Raw genomic sequence first — 16,750 nt, 5'->3', positions numbered from 1 at the left:
CCGACCGCTGCCCACGGCGCGTCACCGCCCCGCCCACACCCGGCCCCGTATGTCCCGCTTCGATGGGAGATGCGGGGCCGGATAGCGTTCGCCCCATGCGCGCCCAGCCCCTCGCCCCGACACGTACCGTCACCGGGTCCCGTGCGGACCGCGGCTACTGGCGGAGGCTGCTGCCCGCGCTGGCCCTGCTCGCCTGCGTCACCCGCCTGCCCTCCTTCGCCCGGCCGCTGTGGAACCCCGACGAGGGCTACCTCGCCGTACAGGCGCGGATACTGGCGGACGGCGGACAGCTCTACGAGACGGTCGTCGACCGCAAGCCGCCCCTGGTGCCCTGGCTGTACGAGGCGGCCTTCGCGCTGACCGGCTCCGGCTCGCTCACCACCGTCCGGGTGCTCGCGATCCTCGCCCAGCTGCTCACCGCCGCCCTGCTCGCCTCGCTGGCCCGCCGCCGCTGGGGCGACCGCGCGGGCCGCACCGCCGGCGTGCTCCATCTGCTGCTCTCCGTGGGGCTCAACCCCGAGGACGCGCAGGCCGCCGGGTTCGAGCTGTTCATACTGCCGGGAACCGCCGCCGCGATGTGGTGCGCCGACCGGCGCCGCTGGGGCGCGGCGGGCGCGGCCGTCGCCTGCGCCTTCCTCGCCAAGCAGACCGGGGCGGCCGTGCTGCTGCCCGTGCTGTGGCTGTGCGTCACCTCGGGCGCCGCCCGCCCCGGCCTGGTCCGGCTGGCCACCGGGGCGGCCCTGCCCGTCGTGGCGGCCGCCCTGCTCACCGACCCGGCCGGGTTCCTGTTGTGGACGGTCACCGGCTCCACGGCCTACGCCGCCTTCACCGGCTCCGCACTGCACGCCCTGACCCGCGGCCTGGGCAACGCGGCGATCCTCGCGGCGGCCTGCGCGGGAGTGCTCCCCGCGGTCGCGCGGATACTGCGGCGCGACCGTACCGGAGCCGGCGACCTGTGGCTGTGGCTCGCCGCCTCCGCCGGGGCGGTGCTGACCGGCTTCCACTTCTTCGGCCACTACTACCTGCAACTCGTACCGCCCCTCGCCCTGCTGGCGGCGGCGGCCCTGCGACACGCGCCCCGCGAACGCCTGGCGCGGGCCGTCCTCGCCTCCGGCTGCGCCTGCGCGGTCTTCCTCGCCTGGGGCCTGACCGCGCCGCGCCCCGAACTCGCCCACGCCCAGCGGGTCGCCGAGGCCACCGCCCGCCGTACCGGACCCGGCGACCGCGTGCTGATCTGGGGCATGCACCCGGAGACGTACTGGCTCGCCGGCCGCGCCCCCGCCAGCCGCTATCTCACCGCGGGACTGCTCACCAACTACAGCGGCGGACGCGACGGCGCCCGGGTCGGCGAGCAGCACGCCGTCGACGGGGCCTGGCCGGTGTTCCGCCGGGAGCTGGCCGCCGACGCCCCGGCCCTGATCGTCGACGACTCCCGGGGCAAGCCGTACGCACCGGCACGACTGCCGACCCTGCGGCGGCTGCTCGCGGACCGCTACGAGGTGGTGGGCAGGGTGGACGGGGCGGTGCTGTACGCGCGGATCCCCTGAGCCCGGCCGCCCCGGCGTCAGCTGCGCACCGTACGCGGCCCCGCCACCTCCGCGCCCAGGTCCGTCACCCGGCGGCGCAGTTCCCGGTCGGCCGTGACCACCAGGCAGGGCCGCTCGCCGGCCGCGGCGACGAGTTCGACCATGTGGTCGTCCCCGCTGCCGGGCGCCGCCTCGACCCGCACGCCGGGCACCGAGTCCACACCGCGGGCCGCGCCCTCCACCACCAGCACGATCTCGGTGGGCTCCGCACGCCCCGGCAGCCCGTCCGCCGCCAGCCGGTCCCGCAGCCGCTCCGCCGCCCCGCGCCGGTCCCGCCACCAGCCGTCGGGCACCGACCCGACCACGTTCGCGGCGTCGACGATGACCAGCAGCGGGGTACTCATGCCCCCAGGGTCGCACGGGCCCACCCGGCGGGCCGCGCCCGCCGCCCGATTAGAGTGGGGCCGTGTCAATGGTCCGTACAGTGAACGGCGACTGGCTCATACGCGGCCGCGACGGCCGGCTCGGCGTCTACACCACCCGTGACGAGGCCGTCTGGTGCCGGGCCGAGCGCCACCCGGGCGGCGCCTGGCTGCCCTGGCGGAAGATGGGCGGCGACCAGCGCCTGCACACCGTCCTCGCCGTCGGTCAGGGCGCCGACGGCTACGCCCACCTCGTGGCCTGGCGGCCCACCACCGGCGACGAGGCGGGCCTGGTGCACTCCACCCACTTCCGCGGGCACCTCGCCGCCCTCGACTGGATCCCGATCGGCCACCCCAACAAGAACTGGGCGCGGACCGGCCGGCCCGCCGTGGCCGTGGACGCCGAGGGACGGGCGTACGTCTTCGTCGGCAACCGCGGCAAGGGTGTGCACACCGTCAACCAGAAGGTGCGCGGCGGCTGGAACGCCTGGCACGACCTCAAGGGATCGAAGGTGCACGAGGAACTCGTCGCCGTCACCGGGGAGTCGGGCCTGGTCGAGCTCTACGGCGTGAGCCCGGCCGGCATCCTGCGCTGGCTCCAGGAGGAGCCCGGCGGACGCCCGGTGACGGCCGATCCGCTGCCGGTGCCGGTCGAACCGGGCACGCTGGCCGCCCTGCCCACGTCCAAGGAGCGCACCACCGTGTTCTTCGCGGACCGGGAGGGCATGATCCACGCCTGGCGGCCGGACACCGACCCGGTGCCGCTGCTCGCCGCGGCCGGGCCCGGCCCGCTGTCCCTGCTGCGCTGCGTCCTCGACGGCCACGACTGCACGGTGCTCGCCCAGCGCTCCGCCTCCGGCCGGGTCGCCTTCGCCGCCTACCCCACCGAGCGGGAGTCGGCGGGCCTGTGGTGGACGGAGTCCGGGCCGCAACTGCCCGCCGGGACGCGGGTGGCGCTCGCGGAGGACGCCGGGGGCCGGGTCGTGGCCGCGACGGTGACGCCCGACGGCGAACTGCGGGTGGCCCGTCAGAAGGACGAGCCCGGACTGGCGTTGGCGGCCTGGCAGACCGTCTGACAGGCCCTGCGACGGCTTTTTGACGGCCCCTGGGACGAAGGTGCCCCGCACACCTGACGTGTGCGGGGCACCTGCTTCACGCGAAGGGGTTACGCCGGGACGCTCGCCACGCCCTGCGCCAGGAACCGCTTCCCGTTCACCCGCTCGGCGACGCCCTCACGGTCAAGGTACGGCGTGATGCCGCCCAGGTGGAAGGGCCAGCCGGCGCCGGTGATCAGGCACAGGTCGATGTCCTGCGCCTCGGCGACGACGCCCTCGTCGAGCATGAGCCCGATCTCCTGGGCGACGGCGTCCAGCACGCGGGCGCGGACCTGCTCCTCGGTCAGGACGACGTCGCCCTGCTTGAGGAGGGCGGCGACCTCCGGGTCCAGCTCGGGCTTGCCGCTGTCGTAGACGTAGAAGCCGCGCTTGCCCGCCTCGACGACCGCCTTGAGGTTCGGGGAGACCGTGAAGCGGTCCGGGAACGCCCTGTTGAGCGTCTCCGAGACGTGCAGACCGATCGCCGGGCCGACCAGCTCAAGCAGCACCAGCGGCGACATCGGCAGGCCCAGCGGCTCGACCGCCTTCTCCGCGACCTCGACCGGGGTGCCCTCGTCGATGACGTTCTGGATCTCGCCCATGAAGCGGGTCAGGATGCGGTTGACGACGAACGCCGGGGCGTCCTTCACCAGCACCGCGGTCTTCTTCAGCTTCTTGGCCACGCCGAAGGCGGTCGCCAGGGAGGCGTCGTCCGTCTTCTCGCCGCGGACGATCTCCAGCAGCGGCAGGATCGCGACCGGGTTGAAGAAGTGGAAGCCGACGACCCGCTCCGGGTGCTTCAGCTTCGACGCCATCTCCGAGACCGACAGCGAGGAGGTGTTGGTGGCGAGGATCGCGTGTGCCGGGGCGACCGCCTCGACCTCCGCGAACACCTGCTGCTTGACGCCCATCTCCTCGAACACGGCCTCGATGATGAAGTCCGCGTCCGCGAAGCCCTCGGCCTTGTCCAGGACACCGGTCACCAGCGCCTTGAGGCGGTTGGCCTTGTCCTGGTTGATCCGGCCCTTGCCGAGCAGCTTGTCGATCTCGGCGTGGACGTAGCCCACACCCTTGTCGACGCGCTCCTGGTCGATGTCCGTGAGGACGACCGGGACCTCCAGGCGGCGCAGGAAGAGCAGCGCGAGCTGCGAGGCCATCAGGCCCGCGCCCACGACGCCCACCTTCGTCACCGGGCGCGCCAGGCTCTTGTCCGGGGCGCCGGCGGGGCGCTTGCCGCGCTTCTGCACCAGGTTGAAGGCGTAGATGCCGGAACGCAGTTCACCGCCCATGATCAGGTCGGCGAGCGCCTTGTCCTCGGCGTCGTAGCCCTGCTGGAGGTCGCCGTTCTTGGCGGCGGCGATGATGTCGAGGGCGCGGTAGGCGGCCGGGGCGGCGCCGTGCACCTTGCCGTCGGCGATGAAGCGGCCCTTGGCGACGGCCTGGTCCCAGGCCTCGCCGCGGTCGATCACCGGGCGCTCGACCTCGATGTCGCCCTTGAGGACCTGCGCGGTCCACAGCAGCGACTGCTCCAGGAAGTCGGCACCCTCGAACAGCGCGTCCGCGATGCCGAGTTCGAAGACCTGCCGGCCCTTGAGCTGCTTGTTCTGGTTGAGGCTGTTCTCGATGATCACCGAGACGGCCTTGTCGGCGCCGATCAGGTTCGGCAGGATCGTGCAGCCGCCCCAGCCGGGGACCAGACCGAGGAAGACCTCGGGGAGGGAGAACGCCGGGACGGCCTTGGACACCGTGCGGTAGGTGCAGTGCAGGCCGACCTCGACGCCGCCGCCCATGGCGGCGCCGTTGTAGTAGGCGAAGGTCGGCACGGCGAGGCCGGACAGGCGCTTGAAGACGTCGTGGCCGCCCTTGCCGATGGCGTAGGCGTGGTCCCACTCCTTCAGCAGCTCGACGCCCTTGAGGTCGGCGCCGACGGCGAAGATGAACGGCTTGCCGGTGATGCCGACGCCGACGATCTCGCCGTCCCGGGCCTCCTTCTCGACCTGGTCGATGGCGGTGTTCAGGTTCGCCAGCGACTGGGGGCCGAAGGTGGTCGGCTTGGTGTGGTCGTGCCCGTTGTCGAGGGTGATCAGGGCGAACCGGCCCGCCCCGAACGGAAGGTCGAAGTGGCGTACGTGCGCCGACGTGACGACCTCGTCCGGGAACAGCTCGGCCGCACCCTTCAGCAGCTCAGCGGTGGTGCTCACTTGTCCCCCTCGAAGTGCGGGTTCTCCCAGATGACCGTCGCGCCCATGCCGAAGCCCACGCACATGGTGGTCAGGCCGTAGCGGACGTGCGGCTGCTCCTCGAACTGGCGGGCCAGCTGCGTCATCAGACGGACGCCGGAGGAGGCCAGCGGGTGGCCGAAGGCGATGGCGCCGCCGTACTGGTTGACGCGCTCGTCGTCGTCGGCGATGCCGTAGTGGTCCAGGAAGGCCAGGACCTGGACGGCGAAGGCCTCGTTGATCTCGAACAGGCCGATGTCGGAGATGGACAGACCCGCCTGCGCGAGCGCCTTCTCCGTGGCCGGGATCGGGCCGTAGCCCATGACCTCCGGCTCCACGCCCGCGAAGGCGTAGGAGACCAGGCGCATCTTGACGGGCAGGCCGTTCTCGCGCGCGAAGTCCTCGGAGGCGATGAGGGAGGCGGTGGCGCCGTCGTTCAGACCCGCCGCGTTACCGGCGGTGACCCGGCCGTGGACGCGGAACGGGGTCTTCAGACCGGAGAGGCTCTCCAGCGTGGTGCCCGGGCGCATCGGCTCGTCGGCGGTGACCAGGCCCCAGCCGGTCTCACCGCCCTCCGGGTTGGTGCGGCGCACCGAGATCGGCACCAGGTCGGCCTGGATCTTGCCATTGGCGTACGCCTTGGCGGCCTTCTCCTGCGAGCGCACCGCGTACTCGTCGGCGCGCAGCTTGGTGATCTGCGGGTAGCGGTCGTGCAGGTTCTCCGCCGTCATGCCCATGAACAGGGCGGACTCGTCGACCAGCTTCTCGCTCACGAACCGCGGGTTCGGGTCGACGCCCTCGCCCATCGGGTGACGGCCCATGTGCTCGACACCGCCCGCGACGGCGATGTCGTACGCGCCGAAGGCGACGGAGCCGGCGACCGTGGTGACGGCGGTCAGCGCGCCCGCGCACATCCGGTCGATGGAGTAGCCCGGAACCGACTGCGGCAGGCCCGCGAGGATGCCGGCCGTACGGCCGATGGTCAGGCCCTGGTCGCCGATCTGCGTGGTCGCGGCGATGGCGACCTCGTCGATCTTCTTGGGGTCCAGGCCGGGGTTGCGGCGCAGCAGCTCCCGGATCGCCTTGACGACGAGGTCGTCAGCGCGGGTCTCGTGGTAGATGCCCTTCGGGCCCGCCTTGCCGAACGGGGTGCGGACGCCGTCGACGAAGACGACGTCCCTGACGGTACGAGGCACGATGGCTCTCCTCCAGGGTGCGGGACGCTGAGCGCTTGCTCAGACCATGCTACTTATGAGTAACGTAGCTGCCCAGTCCTGGTAGGTCGAGCGGCGAAGGTCACATCGAGGCGGGGTGCTGCCGGGACGGCGGCGCCGTGGACCCACGCGGCGTCAGCACCGGCGTCGGCACCGGATGCGAGCCCGGCCCCTCCCCGGTGATCACCCCGAACAAGGTGCGCGCCACCTCCGCCCCGAACCCGTGCACGTCATGGCTCATCGCGGACAGCGTCGGATGCGTCAGCCGGCACAGCTGCGAGTCGTCCCACGCCAGCAGCGACACGTCCTCCGGCACCCGCAGCCCCATCTCCGCCGCCACCGACAGCCCCGCGACCGCCATGATGTCGTTGTCGTACACGATCGCCGTGGGCCGGTCCGGCGGGGACGCCGTCAGCAGGGACCGCGTGGCCCTGGCACCCGCCTCGCCCGAGAAGTCCGTGGCCACCTGCCAGGCCCCGGCCAGCGCCAGCTGCCGCGTCGCCTCGTCGAACGCGGCCGTGCGCAGCGCCGTGTGCCCGAGCGCCGCCGCCCCGCCGACCCGGGCGATCCGCCGGTGCCCGAGCGCGGCCAGATAGCGCACCGCTTCGCCGACCGCGCTGGTGTCGTCGGTCCACACCGATGTCAGCGAACCGGTCAGCGAGGGATGGCCGACCGCGACCACCGGCAGCCCGAGCCGTTCGGCGACCCGCACCCGGGGGTCGTCCGCGCGGAAGTCGACCAGGATCGAGCCGCCGATCTGCCGCGCCTTCCACCAGGACTCCAGCAGCCCGGCCTCCTCGTCCGGCGTCTTCACCAGCCGCAGCAGCAGCGAGCAGGAGTGCTCGGTCAGCACGCTCTCCACGCCCGAGACGAACTCCATGTAGAACGGCTCCAGGCCGAGCATCCGGGCGGGCCGGCAGATCGCCAGCCCCACCACGTCCACCCGCGAGCCCGCCAGCGACCGCGCGGTCAGGTTCGGCGCCCAGCCCAGCTCCCGGGCGGCCCGGAAGATCCGGTCCCGGGTCGCCTCCGAGAGCCCCGGCTTGTGGTTGAAGGCGAGGGAGACGGCTCCCTTGGAGACGCCGGCGCGCGCGGCGACGTCCTTGATGGTGACGCGGGAGGCGGTCATCGCGTGGGCTCCATGCAGTACAGGGCGGCCCGGGCGGCGGCCGCGTCGGCATTCTCCCAGCTCTCGACACCGATGGTCACCCGCTCCCCGGGCAGCAGCGTCACCAGACCTTCGTGATCCAGACCGTGAAGCTGGCCTTCCAGTTCAACAAGACGGGGCTCGCCTCCGCGGCGGCCGTCGTGCTGCTGCTGATCATCCTGCCGGTGACCTGGGTGCAGCGCCGCCTCGTCCCCGACGAGAGGGTGGACCTCGTATGACCCGCCGCGTGGTGGCCCGCGCCCTGGTGTACCTGTCGCTGATCGGCGCGACCCTCGTCGTCCTGCTGCCGCTGACCGTCGTCCTGCTGACCTCCCTCAAGACCGAGGAGGAGATGGCGGACGACAGCGGGGCGCTGACCCTGCCCGACAACCTGTTCAACTTCGCCAACTACGTGACGGCGTTCCGGGACGGCCGGATGCTCTCCGCGTTCGGCAACACGGCCTTCATCCTGGTCTTCGCCATCGGCGGGACGGTGCTGATCGGCTCGATGACGGCGTACGCGATCGACCGCTTCCGCTTCCGGTTACGGAAGCTGGTCCTGGCGGGCTTCCTGGTGGCCGCGCTGGTCCCCGGGGTCACCACCCAGGTCGCGACCTTCCAGATCGTCAACAGCTTCGGGATGTTCGACACCCGCTGGGCGCCGATCGCCCTCTACATGGGCACGGACATCGTCTCGATCTACATCTTCCTGCAGTTCGTCCGGTCCATCCCGGTCTCCCTGGACGAGTCGGCCCGCCTCGACGGCGCCAACGCCTTCACCGTCTACCGAAAGATCATCTTCCCGCTGCTGAAGCCGGCGGTCGCCACCGTCGTCATCGTCAAGGGGATCACCGTCTACAACGACTTCTACATCCCCTTCCTCTACATGCCGTCCGAAGACCTTGGCGTGATCTCGACGTCCCTGTTCCGCTTCCGCGGCCCGTTCGGCGCGCACTGGGAGACGATCTCGGCCGGGGCGGTCCTGGTGATCCTCCCGACCCTGATCGTCTTCCTGCTCCTGCAGAGGTTCATCTACAACGGCTTCATGAAGGGGGCGACCAGGTGAGACGCCGTACGGCGCCCATGGCCCCCACGGCCCCTACGGAGCCTTGGCGGACAACGCCTCGACCAGCACCGGCGTGACCAGTTCCACCTGCCACGGCCGGGCCCCGTACCCCACCAGGGCCCGGGACACGCCCTCGGCGTCGGCGCCCTTCGGCGGCTCCCAGCAGACCCGCCGCACCGTGTCCGGCGCGATCAGGTTCTCCTGAGGCAGATTGAGCTCCTCGGCCAGCGCGGTGACCTTCGCGCGGGCGGCGGACAGCCGGGCCGCGGCCGCCGGATCCTTGTCCGCCCACGCCCGGGGCGGCGGCGGCCCGGCCACCGGCTGCCCCGGCTGCGGCAGCTGGGACTCGGACAGCGCCTTCGCCCGGTCCACCGCGGCCTGCCACTGCTCCAGCTGGCGCCGCCCCATCCGGTGCCCGAACCCGTTCAGCGCGGACAGGGCGTGCGTGTTGCCCGGCAGCGCGAGCGCGGCCTCGACGATGGCCGCGTCCGACAGCACCTTGCCCGGCGAGACGTCGCGCCGCTGGGCGATCCGGTCGCGGGCCTGCCACAGCTCGCGCACGACGGCGAGCTGCCGCCGGCGCCGCACCTTGTGCATGCCGGAGGTGCGCCGCCAGGGGTCCTTGCGGGGCTCGGGCGGCGGCGCGGAGGCGATCGCGTCGAACTCCTGCCGGGCCCACTCGAGCTTGCCCTGCCGGTCCAGTTCCTTCTCCAGCGCGTCGCGCAGGTCGACCAGCAGCTCCACGTCCAGGGCGGCGTACCGCAGCCAGGGCTCGGGCAGCGGGCGGGTGGACCAGTCGACGGCGGAGTGGCCCTTCTCCAGGACGAAGCCGAGGACGTTCTCGACCATGGCGCCGAGGCCGACCCTCGGGAACCCGGCGAGCCGGCCGGCCAGCTCGGTGTCGAACAGCCGGGTCGGCACCATGCCTATTTCACGCAGGCAGGGCAGGTCCTGGGTGGCGGCGTGCAGTACCCACTCCACGCCGGACAGCGCCTCGCCGAGGCCGGACAGGTCGGGGCAGGAGACGGGGTCGATCAGCGCGGTGCCGGCGCCCGCGCGGCGCAGCTGCACCAGGTAGGCGCGCTGGCCGTAGCGGTAGCCGGAGGCGCGTTCGGCGTCGACGGCGACGGGGCCGGAGCCGGCGGCGAAGGCGGCGATCACCTCGGCGAGGCCGGCCTCGTCCGCGATCACGGGCGGAATGCCCTCGCGGGGTTCCAGCAAGGGGATCGGCGCCTCCGTAGCAGAAGATCCGCCGTCGTCCGGAGGGGCGCCTCCGGTGGTTCGCAGTGAGCTGTCTGCTGCGGTGTTGTGGGCGTCGGTCACCTGTCAAGGGTATCCGTGGATGCCCGGCGCCCGTCGACGTAACGTTCCGTCGACGGGCGCTCGAGGGTCGTAAACCGGTCAGCTCGGGGAAACACCGGTGTTCACGAGTCGTGGGCCGGGGTTCAGGGATTCAGTGGATGATGCCGGTCCGCAGGGCCACGGCGACCATGCCGGCGCGGTCGCCGGTGCCGAGCTTGCGGGCGATTCGGGCGAGGTGGCTCTTGACGGTCAGTGCGGACAGGCCCATCGAGACGCCGATGGCCTTGTTGGACTGCCCCTCGGCGACCAGCCGCAGCACCTCCACCTCGCGTCCTGACAGCTCGCGGTAGCCGCCCGGGTGGCTCGGAGCACCCGGGGGGCGGCGGTGGAGGCGGGCGGCGGCCGCGCCGATCGGGGCGGCACCGGGCCGGGTGGGGAGCCCGACGTTGGTGCGGGTGCCGGTGACGACGTAGCCCTTGACGCCGCCCGCGAGGGCGTTGCGCACGGCTCCGATGTCGTCGGCGGCGGACAGGGCGAGCCCGTTGGGCCAGCCCGCGGCGCGCGTCTCCGACAGGAGGGTCAGGCCGGAGCCGTCGGGCAGATGGACGTCGGCGACGCAGATGTCTCGGGGGTTGCCGATGCGGGGACGAGCCTCGGCGATGGACGACGCCTCGATGACATCGCGCACACCGAGCGCCCACAGATGGCGGGTGACGGTGGAGCGGACGCGAGGATCGGCGACGACGACCATGGCGGTGGGCTTGTTCGGGCGGTAGGCGACCAGGCTTGCGGGCTGCTCGAGGAGAACGGACACCAGGCCTCCTGGGTGCGGGACGGCTTTGAAGGTCAAAGACCTCTTCGGCAGCAAACCCGGCGGCCTTTAGAGAATGATCACGATCTAGTGAGTAGCAATCGGTGCAATTCGGACACGCGGTCGATCGTTCGGTGAGCGAATCGGTTCGTTCGAGCGACTGGTCCTGACTGAAAGTGGCCGTATCGACAAAACGACGGCAAAGCCGGAGTGTCGCTCCTGCGCGACCGCCGACTCAGCGGGACTGCGGCCCCCGCCGCTGCGGCAGCGTCACCACCGACGCGTCGCCCGGACCGGCCGGCGGCAGCCCCGCCACCTGCGCCAGCAGGTCGCACCAGGACGCCAGGTGCGCCGCCGTGTCCGGCACCCCGCCCAGGCCCTCGCGGGGCGTCCAGGAGGCGCGGATCTCGATCTGCGAGGCGGCCGGGCGCGAGGCCAGCCCGCCGAAGTAGTGCGAGCTCGCCCGGGTGACGGTGCCGCTCGGCTCGCCGTACCCCAGCCCGCGCGCCTGCAACGCCCCCGTCAGCCACGACCAGCACACCTCCGGCAGCAGCGGATCGGCCGCCATCTCCGGCTCCAGCTCCGCGCGCACCAGCGTCACCAGCCGGAAGGTGCCCTGCCAGGCGTCGTGCCCGGCCGGGTCGTGCAGCAGCACCAGCCGGCCGTCGGCCAGATCCTGCTCGCCGTCGACGACCGCCGCCTCCAGGGCGTACGCGTACGGCGCGAGCCGCTGCGGGGCCCGGGTAGGCTCGACCTCGACCTGCGGACGCAGCCGCGCCGACCGCAGCGCGTCGACGGCGGTCCGGAAGACCGGCGGCGCCGCCTCGCCCTCGCCCGTATGCAGATCGCTCTCCTTCGGATCGTCCATTCCGCCAGCGCCGTCCGACAGTCGTCCCTGAGCCGCAGCCATGCGGGGAAGATTAAGCGGAACGGGCGCCCGGCGCAGGGAGAGACACCCCGCCGGGCGCACCGGCCTGCACGGGGCCCGGCCGGGGCCGTCACCGCGCCGTGCGAAACTTGCCCCGTGAGTGCCAACCAGACGCAGCCTTCCGCGACGTACGACTCCGCCTTCCTCAAGGCGTGCAGGCGCGAACCCGTGCCGCACACGCCCGTGTGGTTCATGCGGCAGGCCGGGCGCTCGCTGCCCGAGTACCGCAAGGTCCGCGAGGGCGTCCCCATGCTGGAGTCCTGCATGCGGCCCGAGCTGGTCACCGAGATCACCCTCCAGCCCGTGCGCCGGCACGGAGTGGACGCGGCGATCTACTTCAGCGACATCGTCGTCCCGCTCAAGGCCATCGGCATCGACCTCGACATCAAGCCGGGCGTCGGCCCGGTCGTCGAGCGCCCGATCCGCTCCCGCGCGGACCTCGCCCAGCTGCGCGACCTCACCCCCGAGGACGTCTCCTACGTCACCGAGGCGATCGGCCTGCTCGTCCGCGAGCTGGGCGGCACCCCGCTCATCGGCTTCGCCGGCGCCCCGTTCACCCTCGCGAGCTACCTCGTCGAGGGCGGCCCGTCGCGCACGTACGAGAACGCCAAGGCGATGATGTACGGCGACCCCGAGCTGTGGGCCGACCTCCTCGACCGCCTCGCGGACATCACCTCCGCGTTCCTGAAGGTGCAGATCGAGGCGGGCGCGAGCGCGGTCCAGCTGTTCGACTCCTGGGCCGGTGCCCTCGCCCCCGTCGACTACCGGCGCTCCGTCCTGCCCGCCTCGGCGAAGGTCTTCCGGGCCGTCGCCGGCTACGGCGTCCCGCGCATCCACTTCGGCGTCGGCACCGGCGAACTGCTGGGGCTCATGGGCGAGGCCGGCGCGGACGTCGTCGGCGTCGACTGGCGCGTCCCGCTGGACGAGGCCGCCCGCCGCGTCGGCCCCGGCAAGGCGCTCCAGGGCAACCTCGACCCCACGGTCCTGTTCGCCCCGCAGTCGGCGGTCGAGGCCAAGACCCGCGAGGTCCTGGAGTCGGCGGCCGGCCTGGAAGGCCACGTCTTCAACCTCGGCCACGGCGTGATGCCGTCCACCGACCCGGACGCGCTGACCCGGCTCGTGGACTACGTCCACACCAGCACCGCCCGCTGACTCACCAGGTGTGCCGGGGCCGTGCCTGCCTGCCGAAGAGCAGGCCGCGCGGCTCCGGCGGCGGGGGAGTACCCGGTCTGAGCGGCCAGGCGAGCAGCATTCCGGCGAGGAAGCCGACGATGTGCGCCGCGTACGCCACGGTACCGGCGTCGGAGACGCCCTCGCCGGAGGAGTACACCGCCTGGAGCCCGAACCAGAACCCCAGCACCAGCCAGGCGGGCAGCCGCAGCGGCAGGAAGATCAGGAACGGTACGAGGACCCACACCCGGGCCCTCGGATACAGCACCAGATAAGCGCCGAGCACCCCGGCGATCGCCCCGGAGGCGCCGATCAGGGGATCGGCGGAGCCGTCGTTGAGAAGCGCGAAGCCGTACGTCGCCGCGTAGCCGCAGACGGCGTAGAAGAGCGCGAAGCGCGCATGGCCCATGCGGTCCTCGATGTTGTTGCCGAAGATCAGCAGGAACAGCATGTTGCCGAGCAGATGCAGCCATCCGCCGTGCAGGAACAACGCGCTCAGCACGCTCAGCTCGGGCCACTTGGCGTAGCCCGGCGGCCTGACGACACAGCCCGGCCCCTGCGGGCCCAGCGCGGTCTCGCCGGTCGGGACCAGCCGCGGCATCCGATGGTGGATCAGCTCCTGCGGCACCGCCGCGTACTGGTCCAGGAACGCCTGCAGCCGGCACAACTGCGCCAGGCCGCCCTCCCCGGTCACGGACGCGGCCAGGCCGGGCGTGAACAGGAACACCAGCACGTTGGCGGCGATCAGCGCGTACGTCACCCACGGCGTACGGCGCGCCGGGTTCACGTCATGGACGGGGATGACCACGAGGAACTACTGCCCGGGAAGCGTTCGCCGAACCGGTGAACACGGCCGTCCGTGTCTGCGTATGTCTCGGCGGACGGTCCGTGGCACGACGACGTGAGGAACAGGCGATGAGCGACCGTGTGACCCCACCGATGCACGCGATGCCCGACGGCGAGGCCGAACTCGCCCTGGTCATCCGCCTGCCCTGGGAGGACGTGGCCCGCCTCGGCCAGGAGGCGGGGCGGCTGGCGGCGCAGACCCAGCGGCCGGTGACGCTGGACGAGGCGGTGAGCCATCGGCTGCGGTCGGCACGGTTGCCTGCGGCGCATGCGAAGCCGGAGCAGCCGGCGTCGGTGGCGTCGCTGCCGAGGATGAACGGGACGGCTTAGGCGGTCGGCGGTCTGCGGGTGGGTGGGGGTTGCTCGCGCGGTTCCCCGCGCCCCTGAGGGCGTGCACTGGTCCGGCTTCAAGGGGCGCGGGGAACTGCGCGAGCAACCCCCACCCACCCGCACCCGGCGACGCGACCGCCCCCCTACGGCGCCCTACGCACCGCCTGCGCAGCCTTCCGCGCGGCGACGAGGACCGGGTCCCACACCGGCGAGAACGGCGGCGCGTAACCGAGATCCAGCGCCGTCATCTGCTCCACCGTCAGCCCAGCGGTCAGCGCCACCGCTGCGATGTCGACGCGCTTGCCCGCGCCCTCCCGGCCGACGATCTGCACGCCCAGCAGACGGCCGGTGCGGCGCTCGGCGAGCATCTTGACGGTCATGGGGGAGGCGCCGGGGTAGTAGCCCGCGCGGCTGGTCGACTCGATGATGACCGTCTCGTACCGCAGGCCCGCCCGCCGCGCGTCCTTCTCGCGCAGGCCGGTGCGGGCGATCTCCAGGTCGCAGACCTTGCTCACCGCGGTGCCGACGACGCCGGGGAAGGTGGCGTAGCCGCCGCCGACGTTGGTGCCGATGACCTGGCCGTGCTTGTTGGCGTGGGTGCCGAGGGCGATGTGCCGCTCGCGGCCCGAGACCAGGTCCAGCACCTCCACGCAGTCGCCGCCCGCCCAGATGTCCTCGTGGCCGCGCACCCGCATCGAGAGGTCGGTGAGCAGCCCGCCGTGGTCGCCGAGGGGGAGGCCCGCCGCGCGGGCGAGTCCGGTCTCGGGACGCACGCCGATGCCCAGCACCACCACGTCCGCCGGGTACTCGGCGTTCTGCGTGGCCACCGCGCGGACCCGGCCGTCGTCCCCGGTGAGCACCTTGGTCACCTCGGCGTCGTTCACCATGGTGATGCCGAGGCCCTCCATGGCCCGGTGCACCAGGCGGCCCATGTCGGGGTCGAGGGTGGACATCGGCTCGCTGCCCCGGTTGACGACCGTCACCTCGTAGCCGCGCTTGATCAGCGCCTCCGCCATCTCCACGCCGATGTACCCCGCGCCGACGACGACCGCGCGCCGGCCACGCGTGGCGCCGAGGGTGTCCAGCAGGGCCTGGCCGTCGTCGAGGGTCTGCACCCCGTGCACACCGGGCGCGTCGGCGCCGGGCATCTCGGGGCGGACGGGCCGCGCCCCGGTGGCGATGACGAGACGGTCGTACGACACCCAGGACCCGGCGCCGGATTCCAGGTCCCGCGCGTGCACCCGCCGCCCGTCGACGTCGATCTCCGTGACCTCCGTGCGCAGCCGCACGTCGATGCCGCGGGCCCGGTGCTCCTCGGGGGTCCGCGCGATCAGCTCGTCGCGCTCGGCGACGTCACCGCCCACCCAGTAGGGGATGCCGCACGCCGAGTAGGAGGTGAAGTTCCCCCGCTCGAACGCCACGATCTCCAACTCGTCGGCGTCCTTGAGCCGACGGGCCTGTGACGCCGCGGACATCCCCGCGGCGTCACCGCCGATCACCACCAGACGCCGCCGGTCACCCCTCGTACCGCTCATGCTCATGCGAACACGCTACGGGGGTCCGGCATTTCAGTCGCGCCCGGCACCCTCCTCGCCGGCCTCCGGGAGCGGGCCCGGCGCCGTCATCGCGGGTGCCTGCGCCGCGCGGCGCGGCAGCCGGGGCCGGACCAGCCGCAGCCACACCAGGACGAGCAGTGCCGTCAGCGCGGCGAACGGCAGCACCGCGGCGAGGGCCACGACGATCCAGCGCAGCGTCGACACGAACGCGTCCCAGCCGCCCCCGAGCGCGTCCCCGACCCCCGGGTCGTCGTCCTCGGCGGCCTTGTCCACCGCTGTCCCGGTCAGCGACAGGGTGATGGTCGCCAGGTCGGCGCGGTCCTTCAGGGACGCCTGCCGGGCGAGCAGCGCCTCCAGGTCGGCCTGCCGGCTGCTCAGTTCACCCTCCAGCGTCACCACGTCGCTCAGCTTGGTCGCCTCGTCCATCAGCTCGCGGATCCGCGCCACGCTGGCCCGCTGCGACCGGATCCGGCTCTCCACGTCGACGACCTGCTCGGTGACGTCCTGCGCCTTCGCGGTGCGCTCCAGCAGCCGGCCCGAGCCCTCCAGGCCCTTCAGCACCTCCTCGTACCGGTCGACCGGCACCCGCAGCACGACCCGGGTCCGCTCGCCGCCCTCGTCGTCGCGGTGCGTGGTCTCCCGGCCGACGTAGCCGCCCGCGTCCTCGGTGACCGCGCGGGCGTCGGCGAGCGCCTTCGGCACGTCCTTCACCTGCACGGTCAGCGAGGCGGTGCGGATGATGTGGCTCGCGGCCGGCTTCGGCGCGGCCTCGTCCCGGTCGCCCTGGCGTGCCTTCGAGTCGCCGCCGCCCGCCTCGTAGCCCGGCGCGGCGGCCTCCGCGGCCTTGGCGCCGTCACCGCCGGAGGAGGTGTCGTTCGCGCCGCTGCATCCGGTGGCCGCGAGGGCGGCGGCGAGCAGCAGCCCGGCGAGGAGCCTGCCGGGCCGGTGGGCGGGTGCGGAACGTGGTGTGCGCATGTGGGATCCCCCGGGGTTCGCTGCGACGGACGTTCCTTCGACGTCCGGCCGGCGCCGGGCGTTTGCCGGCACCGGTTCCGAACCGGTCACGGTCGGGACTCGGCCGGGCCACGGCCCCGCGAGGGCGCCGTCGGTGCCGTCTGA

15 protein-coding genes and 1 pseudogene are annotated in these 16,750 nt (G+C 72.9%); 6 read left to right on the top strand and 10 right to left on the bottom strand.

The annotated features are described in order from the left end of the window. The first annotated feature begins 95 nt into the window (after positions 1-95). Positions 96-1,547, top strand: a complete 1,452-nt coding sequence (locus tag AMK31_RS05440) for a glycosyltransferase family 39 protein (RefSeq protein ID WP_073939220.1) — start codon at positions 96-98, stop codon at positions 1,545-1,547. Between the two features lie 17 nt (positions 1,548-1,564). Here the strand turns inward: AMK31_RS05440 and AMK31_RS05435 are convergent, their stop codons facing one another. Continuing rightward, positions 1,565-1,930: an NTP pyrophosphohydrolase gene (locus AMK31_RS05435; protein WP_073939219.1), complete on the bottom strand. Its 366-nt coding sequence runs from the start codon at positions 1,928-1,930 to the stop codon at positions 1,565-1,567. 68 nt (positions 1,931-1,998) lie between these two features. Between AMK31_RS05435 and AMK31_RS05430 the strand changes: the two genes are divergently transcribed. Further along, entirely contained in the window at positions 1,999-3,024 is a 1,026-nt protein-coding gene (locus AMK31_RS05430; RefSeq protein WP_073939218.1) for a hypothetical protein, read from the top strand. A gap of 89 nt (positions 3,025-3,113) precedes the next feature. Here the strand turns inward: AMK31_RS05430 and AMK31_RS05425 are convergent, their stop codons facing one another. From AMK31_RS05425 to AMK31_RS05415, 3 genes are all read right to left on the bottom strand, one after another. Further along, positions 3,114-5,243, bottom strand: coding sequence for a 3-hydroxyacyl-CoA dehydrogenase NAD-binding domain-containing protein (locus tag AMK31_RS05425; protein WP_073939217.1), 2,130 nt, complete (start codon positions 5,241-5,243; stop codon positions 3,114-3,116). Continuing rightward, positions 5,240-6,457, bottom strand: coding sequence for a thiolase family protein (locus tag AMK31_RS05420; protein ID WP_073939216.1), 1,218 nt, complete (start codon positions 6,455-6,457; stop codon positions 5,240-5,242). The genes AMK31_RS05425 and AMK31_RS05420 overlap by 4 nt, the downstream gene beginning before the upstream one ends. Positions 6,458-6,557: 100 nt before the next feature. Next, complete coding sequence (locus tag AMK31_RS05415) at positions 6,558-7,604, bottom strand: LacI family DNA-binding transcriptional regulator (protein ID WP_073939215.1); 1,047 nt, start codon at positions 7,602-7,604, stop codon at positions 6,558-6,560. A 104-nt stretch (positions 7,605-7,708) separates the two neighbouring features. Here AMK31_RS05415 and AMK31_RS05410 point away from each other — a divergent pair. Both AMK31_RS05410 and AMK31_RS05405 read left to right on the top strand, forming a co-directional pair. Continuing rightward, a pseudogene (locus tag AMK31_RS05410) lies at positions 7,709-7,861 on the top strand (sugar ABC transporter permease); the annotation flags it as partial. Continuing rightward, positions 7,858-8,688 (top strand): carbohydrate ABC transporter permease, encoded by an 831-nt coding sequence (locus AMK31_RS05405; protein WP_073939214.1) that lies wholly within the window; start codon positions 7,858-7,860, stop codon positions 8,686-8,688. The pseudogene AMK31_RS05410 and the gene AMK31_RS05405, both read left to right, overlap by 4 nt. A 33-nt stretch (positions 8,689-8,721) precedes the next feature. On the opposite strand, the gene AMK31_RS05400 is transcribed toward AMK31_RS05405, so the two are convergent. The 3 genes from AMK31_RS05400 to AMK31_RS05390 all read right to left on the bottom strand — a co-directional run bounded on the left by AMK31_RS05400 (position 8,722) and on the right by AMK31_RS05390 (position 11,711). Then, positions 8,722-10,011, bottom strand: coding sequence for a ribonuclease D (locus AMK31_RS05400; protein WP_073939213.1), 1,290 nt, complete (start codon positions 10,009-10,011; stop codon positions 8,722-8,724). Between the two features lie 130 nt (positions 10,012-10,141). Continuing rightward, positions 10,142-10,804, bottom strand: coding sequence for a response regulator transcription factor (locus AMK31_RS05395; RefSeq protein WP_003993737.1), 663 nt, complete (start codon positions 10,802-10,804; stop codon positions 10,142-10,144). Positions 10,805-11,036: 232 nt separating this feature from the next. After that, positions 11,037-11,711, bottom strand: a complete 675-nt coding sequence (locus AMK31_RS05390) for a DUF3000 domain-containing protein (RefSeq protein ID WP_073939212.1) — start codon at positions 11,709-11,711, stop codon at positions 11,037-11,039. Between the two features lie 114 nt (positions 11,712-11,825). Here AMK31_RS05390 and hemE point away from each other — a divergent pair, with 114 nt between their 5' ends. Beyond that, a complete protein-coding gene (gene hemE / locus AMK31_RS05385; protein ID WP_073939211.1) occupies positions 11,826-12,881 on the top strand; it encodes a uroporphyrinogen decarboxylase in 1,056 nt (351 codons plus the stop codon). Position 12,882: 1 nt separating this feature from the next. On the opposite strand, the gene AMK31_RS05380 is transcribed toward hemE, so the two are convergent. Next, complete coding sequence (locus AMK31_RS05380) at positions 12,883-13,707, bottom strand: rhomboid family intramembrane serine protease (protein WP_073939210.1); 825 nt, start codon at positions 13,705-13,707, stop codon at positions 12,883-12,885. Positions 13,708-13,814: 107 nt separating this feature from the next. Between AMK31_RS05380 and AMK31_RS05375 the strand changes: the two genes are divergently transcribed. After that, a complete protein-coding gene (locus AMK31_RS05375; RefSeq protein ID WP_073939209.1) occupies positions 13,815-14,075 on the top strand; it encodes a hypothetical protein in 261 nt (86 codons plus the stop codon). Between the two features lie 143 nt (positions 14,076-14,218). Here the strand turns inward: AMK31_RS05375 and AMK31_RS05370 are convergent, their stop codons facing one another. After that, positions 14,219-15,616 (bottom strand): FAD-dependent oxidoreductase, encoded by a 1,398-nt coding sequence (locus tag AMK31_RS05370; RefSeq protein ID WP_073939208.1) that lies wholly within the window; start codon positions 15,614-15,616, stop codon positions 14,219-14,221. Positions 15,617-15,643: 27 nt separating this feature from the next. Then, entirely contained in the window at positions 15,644-16,606 is a 963-nt protein-coding gene (locus AMK31_RS05365; RefSeq protein ID WP_073939207.1) for a DUF4349 domain-containing protein, read from the bottom strand. Between the last annotated feature and the right edge of the window lie 144 nt (positions 16,607-16,750).

Source organism: Streptomyces sp. TSRI0107, from assembly GCF_001905845.1.
Classification (GTDB): Bacteria; Actinomycetota; Actinomycetes; order Streptomycetales; family Streptomycetaceae; genus Streptomyces.
The sequence above is the reverse complement of the archived record's forward strand: the minus strand, read 5'-3'. Positions and strand labels throughout refer to the sequence as shown.